This is a genomic window from Streptomyces sp. SAS_270, from assembly GCF_052543295.1.
Window position 1 is genome coordinate 30,044 of sequence record NZ_JBMNDS010000050.1, and the last position, 17,288, is coordinate 47,331.

The 17,288-nt window shown below is 72.7% G+C and carries 16 protein-coding genes and 1 pseudogene; 8 read left to right on the top strand and 9 right to left on the bottom strand.

Features of this window, described 5'->3' with window-relative positions:
* Positions 1-13: 13 nt before the first annotated feature.
* The 3 genes from ACN6LB_RS28525 to ACN6LB_RS28535 form a co-directional block, all read right to left on the bottom strand.
* The gene (locus ACN6LB_RS28525) at positions 14-2,995 is read right to left on the bottom strand and encodes an AAA family ATPase (RefSeq protein WP_445028385.1); all 2,982 of its coding nucleotides are present in this window, start codon (positions 2,993-2,995) and stop codon (positions 14-16) included.
* A gap of 110 nt (positions 2,996-3,105) precedes the next feature.
* Positions 3,106-4,029 (bottom strand): SDR family oxidoreductase, encoded by a 924-nt coding sequence (locus tag ACN6LB_RS28530; RefSeq protein ID WP_445028386.1) that lies wholly within the window; start codon positions 4,027-4,029, stop codon positions 3,106-3,108.
* A 1-nt stretch (position 4,030) separates the two neighbouring features.
* On the bottom strand, positions 4,031-4,792 hold the full coding sequence (locus ACN6LB_RS28535; RefSeq protein ID WP_445028387.1) for an SDR family oxidoreductase: 762 nt from the start codon (positions 4,790-4,792) through the stop codon (positions 4,031-4,033).
* Between the two features lie 55 nt (positions 4,793-4,847).
* Between ACN6LB_RS28535 and ACN6LB_RS28540 the strand changes: the two genes are divergently transcribed.
* The 4 genes from ACN6LB_RS28540 to ACN6LB_RS28555 are packed head-to-tail and all read left to right on the top strand — an operon-like array spanning position 4,848 to position 8,304.
* Positions 4,848-5,624: an enoyl-CoA hydratase family protein gene (locus ACN6LB_RS28540; protein WP_445028388.1), complete on the top strand. Its 777-nt coding sequence runs from the start codon at positions 4,848-4,850 to the stop codon at positions 5,622-5,624.
* Positions 5,625-6,500: a CoA transferase subunit A gene (locus ACN6LB_RS28545; RefSeq protein ID WP_445028389.1), complete on the top strand. Its 876-nt coding sequence runs from the start codon at positions 5,625-5,627 to the stop codon at positions 6,498-6,500.
* Entirely contained in the window at positions 6,497-7,246 is a 750-nt protein-coding gene (locus tag ACN6LB_RS28550; protein WP_445028390.1) for a CoA-transferase subunit beta, read from the top strand. The genes ACN6LB_RS28545 and ACN6LB_RS28550 overlap by 4 nt, the downstream gene beginning before the upstream one ends.
* Positions 7,246-8,304, top strand: a complete 1,059-nt coding sequence (locus ACN6LB_RS28555; RefSeq protein ID WP_445028391.1) for an NAD(P)H-dependent flavin oxidoreductase — start codon at positions 7,246-7,248, stop codon at positions 8,302-8,304. Before ACN6LB_RS28550 ends, ACN6LB_RS28555 begins: the two co-directional genes overlap by 1 nt.
* On the opposite strand, the gene ACN6LB_RS28560 is transcribed toward ACN6LB_RS28555, so the two are convergent.
* From ACN6LB_RS28560 to ACN6LB_RS28570, 3 genes are read right to left on the bottom strand one after another with little or no spacing between them, the layout of a single operon-like run.
* Entirely contained in the window at positions 8,288-9,445 is a 1,158-nt protein-coding gene (locus ACN6LB_RS28560; RefSeq protein ID WP_356140162.1) for an acetyl-CoA C-acetyltransferase, read from the bottom strand. The two genes, ACN6LB_RS28555 and ACN6LB_RS28560, sit on opposite strands and share 17 nt — an antisense overlap.
* 23 nt (positions 9,446-9,468) lie before the next feature.
* Positions 9,469-10,104: a TetR/AcrR family transcriptional regulator gene (locus ACN6LB_RS28565; protein WP_356140163.1), complete on the bottom strand. Its 636-nt coding sequence runs from the start codon at positions 10,102-10,104 to the stop codon at positions 9,469-9,471.
* Between the two features lie 15 nt (positions 10,105-10,119).
* Positions 10,120-10,911, bottom strand: coding sequence for an SDR family oxidoreductase (locus tag ACN6LB_RS28570; protein WP_445028392.1), 792 nt, complete (start codon positions 10,909-10,911; stop codon positions 10,120-10,122).
* 67 nt (positions 10,912-10,978) lie between these two features.
* On the opposite strand from ACN6LB_RS28570, the gene ACN6LB_RS28575 reads away from it, so the two are divergent.
* Both ACN6LB_RS28575 and ACN6LB_RS28580 read left to right on the top strand, forming a co-directional pair.
* Entirely contained in the window at positions 10,979-12,118 is a 1,140-nt protein-coding gene (locus ACN6LB_RS28575; protein ID WP_445028393.1) for an acyl-CoA dehydrogenase family protein, read from the top strand.
* Positions 12,118-13,086, top strand: coding sequence for an acyl-CoA dehydrogenase family protein (locus tag ACN6LB_RS28580; RefSeq protein ID WP_445028394.1), 969 nt, complete (start codon positions 12,118-12,120; stop codon positions 13,084-13,086). Before ACN6LB_RS28575 ends, ACN6LB_RS28580 begins: the two co-directional genes overlap by 1 nt.
* On the opposite strand, the pseudogene ACN6LB_RS28585 reads toward ACN6LB_RS28580, so the two are convergent.
* The 3 genes and pseudogenes from ACN6LB_RS28585 to ACN6LB_RS28595 all read right to left on the bottom strand — a co-directional run.
* Positions 13,061-13,453 (bottom strand): annotated as a pseudogene (locus ACN6LB_RS28585) (ubiquinol-cytochrome c reductase cytochrome b subunit); the annotation flags it as partial. The gene ACN6LB_RS28580 and the pseudogene ACN6LB_RS28585 sit on opposite strands and share 26 nt — an antisense overlap.
* A 441-nt stretch (positions 13,454-13,894) precedes the next feature.
* On the bottom strand, positions 13,895-14,467 hold the full coding sequence (locus ACN6LB_RS28590) for a HutD/Ves family protein (protein ID WP_445028395.1): 573 nt from the start codon (positions 14,465-14,467) through the stop codon (positions 13,895-13,897).
* A complete protein-coding gene (locus ACN6LB_RS28595; protein WP_445028396.1) occupies positions 14,464-15,183 on the bottom strand; it encodes a vWA domain-containing protein in 720 nt (239 codons plus the stop codon). The genes ACN6LB_RS28590 and ACN6LB_RS28595 overlap by 4 nt, the downstream gene beginning before the upstream one ends.
* 168 nt (positions 15,184-15,351) lie before the next feature.
* On the opposite strand from ACN6LB_RS28595, the gene ACN6LB_RS28600 reads away from it, so the two are divergent.
* Positions 15,352-16,287, top strand: coding sequence for a rhomboid family intramembrane serine protease (locus tag ACN6LB_RS28600; protein WP_445028397.1), 936 nt, complete (start codon positions 15,352-15,354; stop codon positions 16,285-16,287).
* A gap of 84 nt (positions 16,288-16,371) precedes the next feature.
* The gene (locus tag ACN6LB_RS28605) at positions 16,372-17,274 is read left to right on the top strand and encodes a chitosanase (protein WP_445028398.1); all 903 of its coding nucleotides are present in this window, start codon (positions 16,372-16,374) and stop codon (positions 17,272-17,274) included.
* Positions 17,275-17,288: the final 14 nt, after the last annotated feature.

Consider the following 17,288-nt stretch of genomic DNA (forward strand, 5'->3'; position numbering starts at 1 on the left):
CAGGGCTGCGCGGTCAGGGCTCCTCGGCCAGCCGGGTCGCGAGCCGGGTGCGCGAGTCGACTTCGAGCTTGGGGAAGATGCGGCCGAGGTGGTACTCGACGGTCTTCACGCTGATGACGAGTTCGCGCGCCACCTGCCGGTTGGTCAGCCCCGACGCCACCAGGCGGGCGACGGCGAGCTCCTGCGGGGTGAGCAGCGCGGCGCCGCGCATCCGCGGCTCCCGGTCGGCGGGGCGCACCCCGCACGCCGCCAACTCCCGTTCGCAGCGCTCCAGATCGGGTCGGGCGTCCAGCCGTACGAAGAGGTCGCGGGCCCGCTGCAGCTCCTCCCCCGCCCGGGTGCGTTTGCCCGTACGGCGCAGGAAACCGCCGTAGGCGAAGTGCAGCAGCGCACGGTCGAAGGGGGCCTCGACATGGACGGCGTGCTTGAGCGCGGAGCGGAACGCGCGCTCGGCGGCCGCGCTGTCGCCGCGCGCCGCCTCCAGGGTGCCGCGGGCGCGGGCGGCCAGGAGCAGCGCTCCGTGGTGGCCGCGCTGGGCGGCGAGGACCTCGTACGGGGCGAGGACCTGTGCCGCGCGCTTCTCGTCGCCGAGCGCGGACCACGCGTCGGCGAGCACGTCGGCCCATGGCACGGTCCCGGGTTCCTCGAAGTCGCCGCGCGGGCCGAGGCCGAGGAGCGGCTCCAGGGCGATGACGACGTCCGCCGGGCGGCCCTGGGCGCGGGCGAGGTGGCCTTCGGCGAGGGCGGCCCACAGGGTGGGGTTCACATGGCCCCCGCGGGCGTAGTCGCCGGCCACGCGCGCGTGGGCCTGCGCCCTGCCGAACGCGCCGCGCGCCGCGTGCACCAGCGTGGCGAGCATCCTGCAGTACAGGGCGATGTGCGGCTGGTCGGTGTCGGCGGCGAGCGACAGGGCCAGGTCGGTGTGGACGGTGGCGTCGTCCCAGCGGCCTGCGCGGTACTCGGCGGAGGCGAGCGAGGTCGCGGTGACCACCCGGAAGGAGGCCGCCCGTCCGTGACAGGCACCGAAGACCCCGGTCAAGTCCCTTACGGCGCCCGTGAGATCGCCGGTGAACTCGCGCAGGCTGCCGCGGCCGAGCAGTTCCTCCAGCTGGGCCGGGGTCGCCACCGCCGGGTCGGGCAGCGGGCCGAGTGCGCCCAGGGCGGTCGCGGCCCGGCCGCTCATCGCGAGGCCGGTCAGCCGCAGGTAGCGGATCATGTCGGTGGCGGTGTCGTCCGGCGCGAGCCGCAGCGCCAGTTCGGCCCACTCGGCCATTTCGGTGCCGTGCGCCATGCTGCCGTGCAGCGCGGCGAACTGGCCCGCGATGCGCGCCGCGAGCACCGGTTCGGTCCTCGGGTCGCAGCGGTGCCAGGCGTCGGTGAGCAGCGCCTCGGCCCTGCCGAGATCGAAGAGGCTCAGCCGTCCGAGCAGATAGCTGCGCCATCCGCCGGGCGCGAACCGTGCTGTCTCGCGGGCGACTTCGCCGACATCCGGTACGTCACCGGCGAGCAGCCTGCACTCGACGGCCTCCAGCGTGCACTGCTCGTACGTCCCCGGGTCCGCGGAGAGCCGCGCCGCGGTCGTCAGCTGTCCCGCGGCATCGGCCCAGGCGCCCTCTGCGGCGAACCTCCTTCCCAGGGCGGCGAGTTCCGCCGAAAGCCCGGCATCGGGACCACTGGCCGCCAGCGCCCGGTGCCGCAGCCGCTCCGCCTCGTCCCTGGCGACGGCGGCGGCCCGCAGATGAAACGCGGCCCGCCGCGAGGGACCGAGCTGGTGGTAGACGGCGGCGTGGACGAGGGGGTGCGGAAAGCGGATCAGGGGGTCCCCGGGAGCCTCGGCCAACAGCCCGGCACGCACGGCTTCTTCGAGGGCTTCGAGCGCGTCGAGGCCATAAGGGGTGACGGGGGGTTCGGGGCCCTCGGGGGTACCGGGGGTCTCGGCGGTTCCGGGGGCTTCGGCGGTGTCGGGATCAGCGGGATCGACGGCCCCTCCGGGTCGGCGCGATCCCACCGCACCGCCCCGGCCCGCCCCCGCGACCTCCCACGCGTCCGCCGGCGCGCAGTGCGCGCCGAGTACCGCCGCGGCGCAGACCAGGGCCTGGGTCGCCGGCCGGCTCGCCGAGAGGCGGGTCAGTACGAGTGCGGTGAACGACTTGGGGGCGGGCGGGGTGATGTCCGGCTCCGCGAGCGCCTCCAGCAGCCCGGAGCCCTCCTGCTCCAGCAGGGCCCTTACGTGCAGGGGGTTGCCGCCGGTGTGCGCGTGCAGACGTACGGCTGCGCGGGAGGTCATCCCGGGTACGCCCAACTCCCCGCTCAGCAGCTTCAGTTCAGCCGGGTCGAGTCCGTCGAGCCGTACCCGTACGACGTCATCGGCCGTGAACAGGCGTCGTGTCCCGGCGGGCAGACCCGGATCGGCGGCATCCCGCACGACGGCCAGCACGAGCACCCGGTCGGCCCGCAACCGCCGTACGGCGAAGGCCAGCGCCTGGAGCGAGGGGTGATCGGCCCACTGGGCGTCGTCGAGGACGACGGCGACCGGCGCACCCGCAACCGACCCCTCCCCGTTCTCCTCCCCGTTCTCCTCGATCGCGTCCTGCTCCGCGTCCAGCGCCTCCAGCAGCTCCGCGCCCGCCGCCGGCGGGTCCGCCCAGCGCGACCTCGCGCCCAGGAGTTGTTCGAGTACGCCGAAGGCCAGGTGGGACTCGGCTTCCTCCCCGGCCGCGTACAGGACGCGGGGGCAGCCGCGCAGGAAGTGGCGTACGAGGGCAGTCTTGCCGACGCCCGCGGGGCCTTCGACGAGGACGCGTCGGGGGTGCCCGGCGCGAGCCAGTTCGCGGGCGGCGTCCAGGAGGGCGAGGCTGTCGGTGCGGCCGAGCAGCGGAACGTCGACGGGCTGTACGCGCGCTCCGTGACGTGCTCGCGCTGCTCCCGCTGGTCCCCTTGCTCCCGCTGCCTGTCCTGCTCGTCCTGCTCGTGCCGAGGGATCCGCTGCGCCCACCCCGAGTCCCCTCCCCGTGTCGCCGCCCCCTTCGGGCATCCTCCCCAGCGCGGCGGTGCGCGGTCCAGTGCGACGCACAACTCCCGTATGCCGTACGCACATCGCACGACTCACTGTGCGCCGTACACCACCCCCGGAACCTCCGCCCCGGCGAGCAGCCTGACGGCGGTGTCGCCCGCTTCGGCGGGCGTCCAGCGGGCCCCTTTGTCGGCGCTCGGTCCCGGGCGCCAGCCCTCCATGACGGTGATACGGCCGCCCTCGGCCTCGAAGACGCGTCCGGTGACACCGGCGCAGGCGTCGGAGCCGAGCCAGACCACCAGCGGGGACACGTTCTCTGGGGCCATCGCGTCGAAGGCGTTCGGGGAGCCGGGGGCGGCCATGGTCGCCGCGAAGGCGTCCTCGGTCATCCGGGTGCGGGCCGCGGGCGCGATCGCGTTGACCTGGACCCCGTACCGCGCCGTCTCGGCCGCGGCGACCAGGGTCAGCCCGATGATCCCGGCCTTGGCGGCGCTGTAGTTGCCCTGTCCGACCGAGCCCAACAGCCCTGCTCCGCTACTGGTGTTGACGATGCGGGCCCGCGGTGTCCGGCCCGCCTTCGCCTCGGTCCGCCAGTGCGCCGCCGCGTGCTTGAGCGGCAGGAAGTGCCCCTTCAGGTGAACGCGCATCACGGCGTCCCAGTCGTCCTCGTCGAGGTTGACCAGCATCCGGTCGCGCAGGAAGCCCGCGTTGTTGACCAGGGTGTCGAGGCGGCCGTACGTCTCCAGGGCGGTACGGACGAGCGAGGCGGCGCCCTCGGCCGTCGCGATGTCGCCGCCGTGGGCCACCGCCTCGCCGCCCGCCGCGCGGATCTCCTCCACGACCTGCTGGGCGGGGCTGCCCGGGCCCGGCGAGCCGTCGAGGCCGACGCCGAGGTCGTTGACGACGACACGCGCGCCCTCGGCGGCGTACGCGAGCGCGTGCGCCCGGCCGAGCCCGCGGCCGGCACCCGTGACGACCACGACCCGCCCCTCGCACAGCAGCGGTGCAGATCCCATCTCAACTCTCCCCGGTCTCTTCGTGGTTCGCCTTGTTGGCGGTCGCGGCGTCGAGGAAGGCGGGTCGCTCGCCGCCTCCGTGGACCAGCAGGCTCGCCCCGCTGATGTACGCGGCGGCGCCCGAGGCGAGGAAGACGGCGGCCTCGCCGATGTCGGAGGGCTCGGCGAGGCGCTCCAGCGGGACGGTGCGCGAGACGGCGGCGATCGCGTCCTCGCCCCCGTAGTGCAGGTGTGCCTGCTCGGTGCGGACCATGCCGACGACGAGTGTGTTGACCCGGACGTCCGGGGCCCACTCGACGGCCATGGAACGGGCGAGGTTGTCCAGGCCCGCCTTCGCCGCCCCGTACGCCGCCGAACCGGGCGAGGGCCGGGTCCCGCTCACGCTGCCGATCATCACGATCGAGCCCCTGGCGCGCCGCAGGAGGTCGTACGCGGCGAGCGAGGCGGTCAGCGGTGCGAGGAGGTTGAGTTCGATCACGCGCGCGTGCCGCTCGGCATCGGTCTGCGCGAGGAGCCGGTACGGCGTGCCGCCCACGTTGTTGACCAGGACATCGAGCCGGGGCAGTGCGGCGAAGAGGTCGTGCACGGCGATCGGATCTCGCAGATCGGCGGGGGTGAACTCGACGCCGTCCAGCGGGGCTTCGGGGGCGTGGCGCGCGCAGACCACGACCCGGGCACCTGCCTTGGCGAAGGCCCGCGCGATCCCCGCACCGATCCCCCGCGTGCCGCCCGTGACGACCACGACCTTCCCGTTCCACTCCATTCGCTGCTACCTTTCCACCTAACAAACGTTAGGTGGAAAGGTAGCTGATGCGCCCATGGGTGTCTCCACCTCCTCACCGGAAAACTCGGCCCCCGGCAAGGGAGTTGCCGTCGTCACGGTCGATTTCCCGCCCGTGAACGCGCTGCCGGTGCGCGGCTGGTTCGAGCTGGCCGAGGCCGTGCGCGCCGCGGGCCGCGACCCGGAGATCCGCTGTGTGGTGCTCGCGGCGACCGGCCGCGGTTTCAACGCGGGGGTGGACATCAAGGAGATCCAGGCGCGTGGACAGCGCGCGCTGATCGGCGCGAACCGCGGATGCGCGGAGGCGTTCGCGGCGGTGTACGAGTGCGAGGTGCCGGTCGTGGCGGCGGTCCAGGGCTTCTGCCTGGGCGGTGGGATCGGCCTGGTCGGCAACGCGGACGCGATCGTGGCGAGCGAGGACGCCACGTTCGGCCTGCCCGAGCTGGACCGGGGCGCCCTCGGCGCGGCCACGCACCTGGCCCGGCTGGTACCGCAGCACCTGATGCGCGCCCTGTACTACACCTCGCGCACCGCCAACGCGGCCGAGCTGCACGCGCACGGCTCGGTGTGGAAGGTCGTGCCTCGCGACGAACTCCCCGCAGCAGCCCTGGAGTTGGCGCGTGAGATCGCCGCCAAGGACGGGCAGCTGCTCCGGCTGGCCAAGGCGGCCATCAACGGCATCGACCCCGTCGACGTACGCCGCAGCTACCGCTTCGAGCAGGGCTTCACCTTCGAGGCGAACCTCAGCGGGCTCGCCGACCGGGTCCGTGACACCTTCGCGAAGCCCGACACCTTCGGAAAGGAGGATGCGTAGGTGGCCGACAAGACCATGACCGCCGGTGAGGTCGTCTCCCGGCTGGCGAGCGGCATGACGCTGGGCATCGGCGGCTGGGGATCGCGCCGCAAACCGATGGCCCTGGTGAGAGCAGTGCTCCGGTCCGACATCACCGATCTCACCGTGGTGTCGTACGGCGGCCCGGATGTCGGGCTGCTCGCCGCGGCCGGACGGATACGCAAGCTCGTGACCGCCTTCGTGACCCTCGACTCGATCCCCCTCGAACCGCACTACCGCGCGGCGCGCGAGCGCAGCGCCTTCGAGCTGACGGAGGTCGACGAGGCGATGTTCATGTGGGGGCTGCACGCCGCCGCGAACCGGCTGCCGTTCCTGCCGGTGCGGGCCGGGATCGGCTCGGACGTGATGCGGGTCAACCCCGGTCTGCGGACGGTGACTTCACCGTACGCGGACGCGTCGTCCGGAGTGCGGGAGGAGTTCGTCGCGATGCCCGCCCTGCGGCTGGACGCCGCTCTGGTCCACATGAACCGCGCGGACCGGCTGGGCAACGGCCAGTACCTGGGCCCCGACCCGTACTTCGACGACCTGTTCTGCGAGGCGGCGGACGCCGCGTACGTCTCGTGCGAGCGGATCGTCGACACGGCGGAGCTGACGAAGGAGGCCGCGCCGCAGACACTGCTGCTCAAGCGGTCCGGCGTGACGGGCGTCGTCGAGACGCCGAACGGCGCGCACTTCACGTCCTGCGCCCCTGACTACGGACGCGACGAGCCCTTTCAGAAGCTGTACGCCACCACGCCCTACGCCGAGTTCGCCGACCGCTTCCTCGACGGCGACGAGCACGCCTACCAGAACGCCGTGCGGGCGTGGCAGCAGGAAGAGAAGGAGCGCCGGCCATGACCGGTACGGGGGTCACCCGAGCCGAGTACTGCGTGATCGCCTGCGCCGAGGCCTGGCGGGACGACGGCGAGGTGCTCGCCAGTCCCATGGGCCTGATCCCGTCGTTCGGCGCCCGACTCGCCAAGCGGACCTTCTCGCCCGATCTGCTGCTGACCGACGGCGAGGCGATGCTCGTCGGCCTCGACGGCACGGTGGAGGGCTGGTTGCCCTATCGGCAGCATCTGACGATGGTGACCGGCGGGCGGAGGCACGTGATGATGGGCGCGAGCCAGCTCGACCGCCACGGCAACCAGAACATCTCCTCCATCGGCGACTGGGACCGGCCCACCCGTCAGCTGCTCGGTGTGCGCGGCGCCCCGGTCAACACCCTGAACAACCCGACCAGTTACTGGGTCGCGAGGCACTCCCCACGGGTCTTCGTCGAGTCGGTGGACATGGTGTGCGGCGTGGGCCACGACCGCGCGGCCGCGCACCCGCGCACGGCCCGCTTCCATCGCATCCCGCGCGTGGTGACCGACCTCGCCGTCCTCGACTTCGCCGCACCGGGACACGTGATGCGGCTCGCCTCGCTGCACCCGGGCGTCACCGTCGAGCAGGTGCGGGCGGCGACGGGCTTCGCCCTGCACGTCCCCGACGAGGTGCCGTACACCCGCGAACCGACCTCCCGGGAGCTGGAGTTGATCCGCGAGGTCATCGACCCGGCCCGCGCCCGTGACCGCGAGGTCGCAGATCCGGCCGGGCGCTGATGGAGACCGCCCTGACCCGGCTCGTCGGTGTCCGCCACCCGATCGTGCAGACCGGCATGGGATGGGTGGCGGGCCCCCGGCTGGTGTCCGCCACGGCGAACGCGGGGGCGCTGGGCATCCTGGCCTCCGCGACGATGACGCTCGACGGGCTGCGGGCGGCCGTACGCGAGGTCCGGTCCCGTACGGACGCGCCGTTCGGCGTGAATCTGCGCGCGGACGCGGGCGACGCGGGCGAGCGGGTGCGGATCATCATCGACGAGGGCGTGCGCGTCGCGTCCTTCGCGCTCGCCCCCTCGCGCGAGCTGATCGCCGAGCTGAAGGCCGCGGGCGTGGTCGTCATCCCGTCCATCGGGGCGCGGCGGCACGCCGAGAAGGTGGCCGCCTGGGGTGCGGACGCGGTGATCGTGCAGGGCGGCGAGGGCGGCGGGCACACCGGTGAGGTGGCGACGACGGTGCTGCTGGGGCAGGTGGTGGACGCCGTGGACATCCCGGTCGTCGCGGCCGGCGGCTTCCACGACGGGCGCGGGCTGGTCGCGGCGCTGGCGTTCGGGGCGGCGGGGGTCGCCATGGGCACGCGTTTCCTGCTGACCTCCGACTCGACGGTCCCCGACGCGGTGAAGGCGAAGTACCTGGCGGCGACGGTCAAGGACATCACGGTCACCACGGCCGTGGACGGTCTGCCGCACCGCATGCTGCGCACGGAGTTCGTCGACGCGCTCGAAAGGTCGGGCCGAACGCGGGCTCTGCTGCAGGCGGTTCGGCGAGCGGCGGCCTTCCGGAAGATCTCCGGGCTGTCCTGGCCGCGGATGATCCGCGACGGGCTAGCCCTGCGCCACGGCAAGGACCTGTCCTGGAGCCAGGTCCTGCTCGCCGCGAACACCCCGATGCTCCTGAAGTCCTCGATGGTGGACGGGCGTACGGATCTCGGGGTGATGGCCTCGGGTCAGGTCGCCGGGGTGATCGACGACCTGCCCTCGTGCGCGGAGCTGGTGGAGCGGATCGTCTCCGAGGCGGACAGGACGGTGCGGGACCTGGCGCGGCTCACAGCCTCTCGATGATCGTGACGTTCGCCTGCCCGCCCCCTTCGCACATCGTCTGGAGTCCGAACCGCCCGCCCGTGCGCTCCAGTTCGTGCAGCAAGGTCGTCATCAGCTTCACGCCGGTGGCGCCCAGGGGGTGGCCGAGGGCGATGGCGCCGCCGTTCACGTTGACCTTGTCGGGGTCGGCGCCGGTCTCCTTGAGCCAGGCGAGGACGACGGGGGCGAAGGCTTCGTTGATCTCGACGAGGTCGATGTCGTCGATGGTCATGCCGGTCTTCTTCAGGGCGTGCGCGGTGGCGGGGATGGGCGCCGACAGCATGCGGATGGGGTCCTCGCCGCGCACGGAGAGGTGGTGGACGCGGGCGCGGGGCGTCAACCCGTGTTCCCGGACCGCCCGTTCGGAGGCGAGCAGCATCGCGGCGGCCCCGTCGGAGACCTGTGAGGAACAGGCGGCGGTGATCGTGCCGCCCTCGACGACGGGGGCCAGGGCGGCCATCTTCTCCAGTGAGGTGTCGCGGCGCGGGCCCTCGTCGACCGTGACCTCTCCGTAGGCCACGGTCTCGCGCGCGAAGCGGCCCTCGTCGATGGCGCGGATCGCCCGCAGGTGCGAGCGCAGAGCGAACTCCTCCTGATCGCGCCGGGTGATCCCCCACTTCCCGGCGATCAGTTCGGCGCCGTGGAACTGGTTGACGGGCCGGTCGCCGTAGCGCGCCCGCCAGCCCTCGCTGCCCGCGAAGGGGCCCTCGGTGAGGCCGAGCGGTTCGGCGGCCCGGCGGGAGGCGAAGGCGATGGGGATCAGCGTCATGTTCTGGACGCCGCCGGCGACCACCAGGTCCTGGGTGCCGGACAGGACGCCCTGGGCGGCGAAGTGCACGGCCTGCTGGGAGGAGCCGCACTGTCGGTCGACGGTCACGCCCGGCACCTCCTCGGGCAGTCCGGCCGCCAGCCAGCAGGTGCGGGCGATGTCCCCGGCCTGCGGCCCCACCGCATCCAGGCAGCCGAAGACGACGTCCTCGACGGCGGCCGGGTCGATCCCGGCGCGGGAGACCAGCGCCTTCAGCACATGCGCCCCGAGGTCGGCCGGATGGACTGCGGCCAGGCCTCCCTTGCGCCGGCCCACGGGCGTGCGGACCGCTTCGACGATGTAGGCCTCGGACATGTCAACTCCCTTATTGAGAAGGGCTATTCACGTACGGCGATCCCGTCGAGGACCATCGACAGGTACTGCCGGGCGATCTCCTCCGGGCTGTGCTGCCCCCCGGGCCGGTACCAGGAAGCGGCGACCCAGACGGTGTCGCGCACGAACCGGTAGGTGAGCCGGATGTCGAGGTCGGCCCGGAAGACCTCGGCGGCGACGCCTCTCTCCAGCGTGGACAGCCACGCCTTCTCGAACCTGCGCTGCGACTCGGCGAGGAACGCGAAGCGCTCCTGCGGGGCGAGCTGCTTGGACTCCTTCTGGTAGATCGCGACGGCGGCGCGGTGCCGGTCGATCTCCCGGAAGGACTCGGTGACCAGGGCTTCCAGGGTTTCCCGGGGGCCGTGTTCGGCGTCCAGGACGGTGTCGTAGCCCTCCCAGAGCTCGTCCAGGAAGGTGCGCAGGATCTCCTCCAGCATCGATTCCTTGGAGTCGAAGTGGTAGTAGAGGCTGCCCGCGAGCATCCCGGCGTGGTCCGCGATCTTGCGGACGGTCGTGGCGTTGTACCCCTGCTCGGCGAAGACCTCCGCGGCGGTGTCGAGGAGTTCGCGGCGGCGGGCCGGAGCGGCGGCGGCCGCGCGCCCACTCGCGGCGGTCACCTGGGGCTTCTTCTTGGTAGGCACGGGGTCATTGTCGTCCTAGGCGTGCTGGCTGCTGACCGAGACGACCTCGCCCGTCATGTACGAGGAGTAGCCGGAGGCCAGGAAAACGATCACGTTGGCCACCTCCCACGGCTCGGCGTGCCTGCCGAAGGCCTCGCGGGCGGTCAGCTCCTCAAGGAGTTCGGGCGAGGTCACCCGCGTGAGGTGCGGGTGCATGGCGAGGCTCGGCGACACGGCGTTGACCCGCACTCCGAAGGCGGCGGCCTCGATGGCCGCGCAGCGGGTGAGCGCCATGACACCGGCCTTCGCCGCGGCGTAGTGGGCCTGTCCTGCCTGGGCGCGCCAGCCGACGACGGAGGCGTTGTTGACGATCACACCGCCGCCGCCCTGTTCCCTGAGCAGCCGCAGTGCCGCCCGGGTGCACCGGAACGTGCCGTTCAGTGTCACGTCGAGCACCCTGGACCACTGCTCGTCGCTCATGTCGACGAGGTCGGCGGTGCCGCCGAGGCCCGCGTTGTTGACGACGACGTCGAGGCGGCCGTGCAGCCCGACGGCCTCGTCGAAGAGCGCCCGGACCTGTGTCTCGTCGGTGACGTCACAGGGCAGGGCGCGGACACGGTCGTCCCCGAACTCATCCGCCAGCGCGGCCTGGTGCTCCCCCAGCCGGCGCGCATGGGCGTCACTGATCAGCACCCGCGCGCCCTCCTCCAGGAACCGGCGCGCGATGGCCCCGCCGATCCCGGCACCGGCGGCGGCGGTGACGACGGCGGTGCGCTCCTTCAGCAGGCCGTGCCCCGGTACGTAGGCCGGAGTCTCGACGTCTGTCATAGCGCCACGCTAACCTACCAAACACTTGTTAGGGAAGGTGGGCGAGAGCCCGGGGAAGGACGCCGCGATGGATCTCACGCACTCCCCCGCCGACGAGGCCTTCCGCGCCGAGGCCCGGGACTGGCTCGCCGCGCACGTCCCCTCGCCGCCGCTGCCCTCCCTGGAGACCGCGGAGGGGTTCGCGGCGCACCGCGCCTGGGAGGCCGAGCTCGCCGCGGACCGCTGGTCGGTGGTGTCCTGGCCGGGGGCGTACGGCGGGCGGGACGCGGGCCTCGTACGGTGGCTGCTCTTCGAGGAGGAGTACTGGGCGGCGGGTGCGCCGGGCCGGGTGAGCCAGAACGGCATCAGCCTGCTCGCCCCCACGCTCTTCGACCACGGCACCGAGGAGCAGCGCGCGCGGGTGCTGCCGCCGATGGCCAGGGGCGAGGTCGTCTGGGCGCAGGCGTGGTCCGAGCCGGAGGCCGGTTCCGATCTCGCCTCGCTGACCTCCCGCGCGGTGCGCACGGACGGGGGCTGGCTGCTGAGCGGGCAGAAGACCTGGTCGTCGCGTGCCGCCTTCGCCGACCGTGCCTTCGGTCTGTTCCGCAGCGAGGCGGGCCTGCCGAAGCCCCACCAGGGGCTCACCTATCTGATGTTCGACCTGCACGCCCCCGGGGTCACCGTCCGTCCCATCGGCCGCCTCGACGGCAGGCCCGCCTTCGCGGAGCTGTTCCTCGACGAGGTGTTCGTCCCGGACGAGGACGTGATCGGCGAGCCGGGCCGGGGCTGGCAGGTCGCCATGTCGACGGCGGGCAACGAACGGGGGCTGACACTGCGCTCACCGGGCCGCTTCCTCGCCGGTGCCGACCGGCTGCTCGGGCTGTGGCAGGCGCAGGGGAGCCCCGCCTCGGCGCGGGACCGGGTGGCCGACGCACTGATCGGCGCCCGGGCGTACGAGCTGTTCGCCTACGCGGGCGCCTCCCGCTTCCTCGACGGCGAGTCCCTGGGCCCGGAATCGAGCCTGAACAAGGTCTTCTGGTCCGAGTACGACATCGCCCTGCACGAAACCGCCCTCGAACTCCTGGGCGCGGAAGGCGAGTTGGCGGACACGCACTGGTGCGAGGGGTACGTCTTCGCCCTCGCGGGCCCCATCTACGCGGGCACCAACGAGATCCAGCGCGACATCATCGCCGAGCGCCTGCTCGGCCTGCCGAAGGGCCGCCGCTGATGCGTTTCCTCCTGGACGCCGAACAGCGGGCGTTCGCCGCCTCGTTGGACGCGATGCTGACGTCGGCGGACACCCCCTCGGTCGTACGGGACTGGAGCCGCGGCGACCACACGTCCGGCCGGGCGCTGTGGTCCCGCACAGCGCAGGCGGGCGTCTTCGCGCTGGCGATTCCGGAGGCGTACGAGGGGGTGGGTGTCCTGCCCGTCGAACTGGCCGTCGCCTTCGTGGAGTTGGGGCGCCATGCGGTACCCGGCCCGCTGGTGGAGACGGTCGCGGCGGCCGCCCTGCTCACGGAGGCGGCCGACCCCGGGCCCGCCAAGCGGCTGCTCCCCCGGCTGGCCTCCGGTGAGGCGATGGCGACGCTCGCGCCTTCCGGGTCGCACGCACTGGACGGCGACGCGGCGGACGTCCGGCTGTCCCTGACGGGCGACGGTCTGTATCTCGCCCCCGGGCACGGCCCGGTCCGCCCCTCCCTCGACCCGGCCCGGCGTCTCACTCACCTCGCCTCAGGGGGTGAACTGCTCGCCCCACGCCCGCCGTTCGCCCGCGCCTTGCTGCTGGCCCGGCTCGCGACCGCCGCCCAGGCGCTCGGCGTCGGGTTCGCCCTGCTGGACAGGACGGTCGCGTATGTCGGGCAGCGCACCCAGTTCGGTGTTCCCATCGGCTCGTTCCAGGCGGTCAAGCACCGGCTGGCGGACGCGAGGATCGCCCTGGAGTTCGCCCGCCCGCTGCTGTTCGGCGCGGCGCTGACCATGCGGGAGCGCGATGTCGCCGCCGCCAAGGTCACGGCCTGCGAGGCCGCGTACGCCACCGCGCGCACCGCCCTCCAGCTGCACGGCGCGATCGGCTACACGGCGGAGTACGACCTGTCCCTGTGGCTGACCAAGTCCCGTGCCCTGCTGGGAGCCTGGGGCAGCCCGCAGCAGTGCCGGGCCGATGTGCTCAGTGGTGGTGGTCGCCGCTCGTGAGCTCCTGGTACTCCTCGGCCGTCGGTTTCGCGATCCGTGTCCCGGGGCCGAACATGGCCCCAGGCCGTGTCCCGGGGCCGAACATGGCCTGGGCGAGCCGGGCGCGCAGCCGCTGGGAGGGCTTGACCGGGCGGCGGACCCCGTTCGCGTCGACGAGCGCGCCCACCTCGTAGGGCGGGCTCTGCTCGTGCTGGGTGAGCGTGAACAGCTGTGCCTGCGAGAGGGGTTCGTGGATCTCCACGAACTCGCCGTGCGGCAGCCGCTTGATGGTGCCCGACTCCCTGCCGTGCAGCACCTTGTCCCGGTCCCGGCGCTGCAGCCCGAGACAGACCCGCTTGGTGACGACGAACGCGGCCACCGGCGCGACGCACACCCTAGGGGGTGTTTTGAAAGTCCCGCACAGCACCCACGGCGCCCGGCACGCACCCTCGCCGCACCGGCCAAAGCCCCAAGTACGTCCAGTACGAGGGCCTTCGTCCGGCACGCCGAGGGCACGCACCGAACACCGCGGGCACCGCACAGGACTTTCAAAACACCCCCTAGCCGCCCGTCGGCCCAGTCGGCGAGCCGCTCACCCGAACCGGGCCCGTCGCCCCGGCCGTTCGGCCTCGCGGCCGCCGGGCTGCCCCCGGCCGGCCGGGCCACGTCCGGCCTCGCTCCGGCGGGCGCCCGCGAACTGCCCTTTCCCGTCGTCCCGTTCACCGATCGTGCGCCGTCCATACGTCGCCCTCCCCGTGGGATCGACATCAGGGTGGCACGCGGGGCGGGCTACGCCAACGGGGACGTCAGCCCTGCCCGCGAAGGCTGTTCACGCCTCGTCCGGAGCCGGCGGAGTGGTCAGCCGGACGACCGCCGCCGACCCCGCCGCGTGCAGCACCGTGCCGCCGTCCGTGAGCAGCGCCGCGTCGTACGGCTCCAGGCGCAGCCCCGACACCTCCGCGGGCGCGTCGAGCGCGAGGACCAGCATGGCCGTGCCCGGCCTGAGGGCGAAGGGCACCCGGCCGCGCACCACGGCGACGGCGGGGGCCGGCTCCAGGCCTCTGCGCCACATGACGTTGAAGTTCACGACCGGCCCGTCGAGCAGCCGGCAGTCGGTGGGGACATCCCCGGGGAAGTCCCGCGGTACGAGGCGGGTGTCGAGGATCTGCCGCTTGCCGTCCACGGTCAGGTCCATGCCCGCGCCCTCGACGACCGTGAGCGTGCGGTCGACCTCGGCGAAGGCGGAGAACGGGCCGTCCGCGCCGACCTCGGCCAGACTGACCCGCCACACGAAGTCGTCCATGCCCGCGCCCTGCGGCCAGGCGGCGATCTCGCGGGTCACCCCGCCACCGTTCTTCCAGGCCACGGCGGTGCGTCCGGCGGCGGGGAGCAGTCTGATCACCGCACGATCCCCTGCGTCCGGGCGGCCGCCAGCCAGTGCGGGAACTCGCCCACGAGGCGGTCGTACAACTCGTCGTCGGAGACCTTGCGCGGGTCCGAACCGGCGTGGAAGAAGCCCGCGTTGTCGATGGGCCGTTTCTGCGGCACCGCCAACTCGTCGAGCTTGCGCAGGAATTCGAACTGCCTGCTGCCCGGGTCGCCGAAGCCGATGAACTGCCAGAACAGCGGGAGCTGCGCCGCCTTGCACAAGTACCGTTCGGCGGCGAGCTTGTTGATCGGTCCGCCGTCGGTCTGGAAGACGACGAGGGCGGGGTCCTTGGTGCCGCTGTCCAGGTAGTGGTCGATGACGGCGTCCATGGCGAGGTGGTAGCTGGTCTTGCCCATGTGGCCGAGCCCGGCCACGATCCGGTCGATCCGGCCCCGGTGGTCGGCGAGCTCGATGTCCGTCTCGGCGTCGATGTCCGTGGAGAAGAAGACGACCGGGACCCGCCCGTCGTCGTCGAGATGGGCGGACAGGCCGAGCACGCGGTCGGCGAGCGCCTGCACGCTGCCGTCCTGGTAGTACGGCTTCATCGAGCCCGAGTAGTCGACCACCAGGTAGACGGCGGCCCGCTGGTCGCTCAGCCCGTGTTTGGTGAGGGAGACTCCGGCGCTCTTGTACAGGCTGACCAGCGCGGGTGCGGTCTCCTCCACCTTCGCGAGGCTGATCGCGGCCATGCGGGGCTCCCTTCGGTCCAGGACGGAGGAGTCGAGGCTACGTCACCGGTGCCCCGTCCTCCCGGCCGTCCCCCAGGTTCGCTATTTTGTTCGCCGCCGTCCCCACCGGCTCATCGTCCCTGCGCAGTGGCTGCGCAGTCCCTTCGTACGTGCTTCAAGGAGCCGGTCGTGGAATCCGAGTCCGCCGAGACCACCGAGTCCGACGTCACCACCTGTTATCGCCATCCCAAGGTGGAGTCCCATGTGCGCTGCACCCGGTGCGACCGCCACATATGTCCGTCCTGCATGCGCGAGGCGTCCGTCGGCCACCAGTGCCCGGAGTGCGTGAGGGAGGGGGCGCGGTCGGTCCGGCAGGCCCGCACGGTCTTCGGCGGCCGCATCTCGGCGGTACCGGTCGTGACGTACGTACTGATCGGTCTCAACGTGCTGGCGTATCTGGCCGAGTTGGTGCGCCCCGCGGTGGTGGACCGGTTCGAGATGCTCGGCGCGGAGCTGCTGGGTCCGGACGGCGGTCACTACTACTGGCAGAGCGCGTACTCGCCGGAGTTCCACGCGAGCGGTGTCGTCGACGGCGAGTGGTACCGGCTGCTCACCGGCGCGTTCCTTCATCTGCCGCCCACCGAGGGGACGTTCGGGATCGCGCACATCGCGATGAACATGTTCTCCCTGTGGAGCATCGGCCGCGTCGTGGAGACCCAGCTCGGCCGGGTCCGCTATCTCGCCCTGTACCTGCTCTCCGCGCTCGGCGGCTCGGTCCTCGTCCTGCTGATCGCGCCGGGCGACCACACGGTCGGCGCCTCGGGTGCGATCTTCGGGCTGGGGGCCGCGTACTACGTGATGGCGCGCCGTCTCGGCTCCGACATGCGCGCCGTGAACCGCTTCATCGGCAGCCTGCTGCTCTGGCTGGTCCTCTCCGCGTTCGTCACGTCCTGGCAGGGCCACCTCGGCGGTCTGCTGGCGGGCGGTCTGGTCACCCTCGCCTACGCCTACGCGCCCCGCGGCAGCCGCCGCACCCTGGTGCAGGCGGCGGTGTGCGCCGGTCTGCTGGTGCTGATGGTGGTGCTCGTGGCGGGGAAGGTCGCGGCGCTGAAGAGCGGCGCCTGAGCGCCGCGCCGGCAGCGCGACCGCCGGGGAGCATCCGGGGCGAACGGGACGGGCCGGGCGCCGCCCGGCCGTAGTCTGTGCGCCATGAAACGAGCCGGTTGTCTGCTTTTCGCCGCCGTCCCCGTCCTCGTCACAGCAGCGGTCTGCCTCGTCCCGTACCTCCACACGGACTCGGCGGACGGCAGGGACGGGAGCACCACGGCGGCGCGGCAGCAGGCCCGCCAGGACGACGGCAAGCGCGCCGGGCGGTCCGACGACGACGAGCCGATCGCGGACCGGCCGCCCGGGCTCGCCGCACCGGCCGAGAAGGAGCTCGCCCAGCAGATCGTGGCGAGCGCCGAGAACTCCACGCTGGACTGGCGCGGCGCGTACGGCTATGTGGAGGACATCGGCGACGGCCAGGGCTACACGGCGGGCGTCATCGGCTTCTGCACGGGCACCCACGACCTGCTCACCCTGGTCGAGGGCTACACCGAGGACCATCCGGGCAACGGGCTCGCCCGCTACCTGCCCGCGCTGCGCAAGGTGGACGGCACGGACTCGCACGCCGGCCTGGAAGGTTTCCCGGCCGCATGGAAGAAGGAGGCGCGGGTCGGGGCCTTCCGCGCGGCCCAGGACGCCGAACGCGACCGCGTCTACTTCGACCCGGCCGTGCGCCTCGCCAAGCTCGACGGCCTCGGCACGCTCGGCCAGTTCATCTACTACGACGCGATGGTGATGCACGGCCCCGGCACGAACGCCGACAGCTTCCACGGTCTGCGCGAGCGCGCCGCGAGGGAGGCCGACCCGCCCTCCGCGGGCGGCGACGAGAAGACGTACCTGGACGTCTTCCTCGACATCCGCCGTACGACGATGAAGTCGAAGAACCCCGACCGCGACACGACCCGCATCGACACGGCCCAGCGGAGGTTCCTCCACGACGGGAACCTCGCGCTGAAGCCGCCGCTGACCTGGAAGGTGTACGGCGAGACGTACCACGTGCCGTAGCTCCTGCCCCTCGG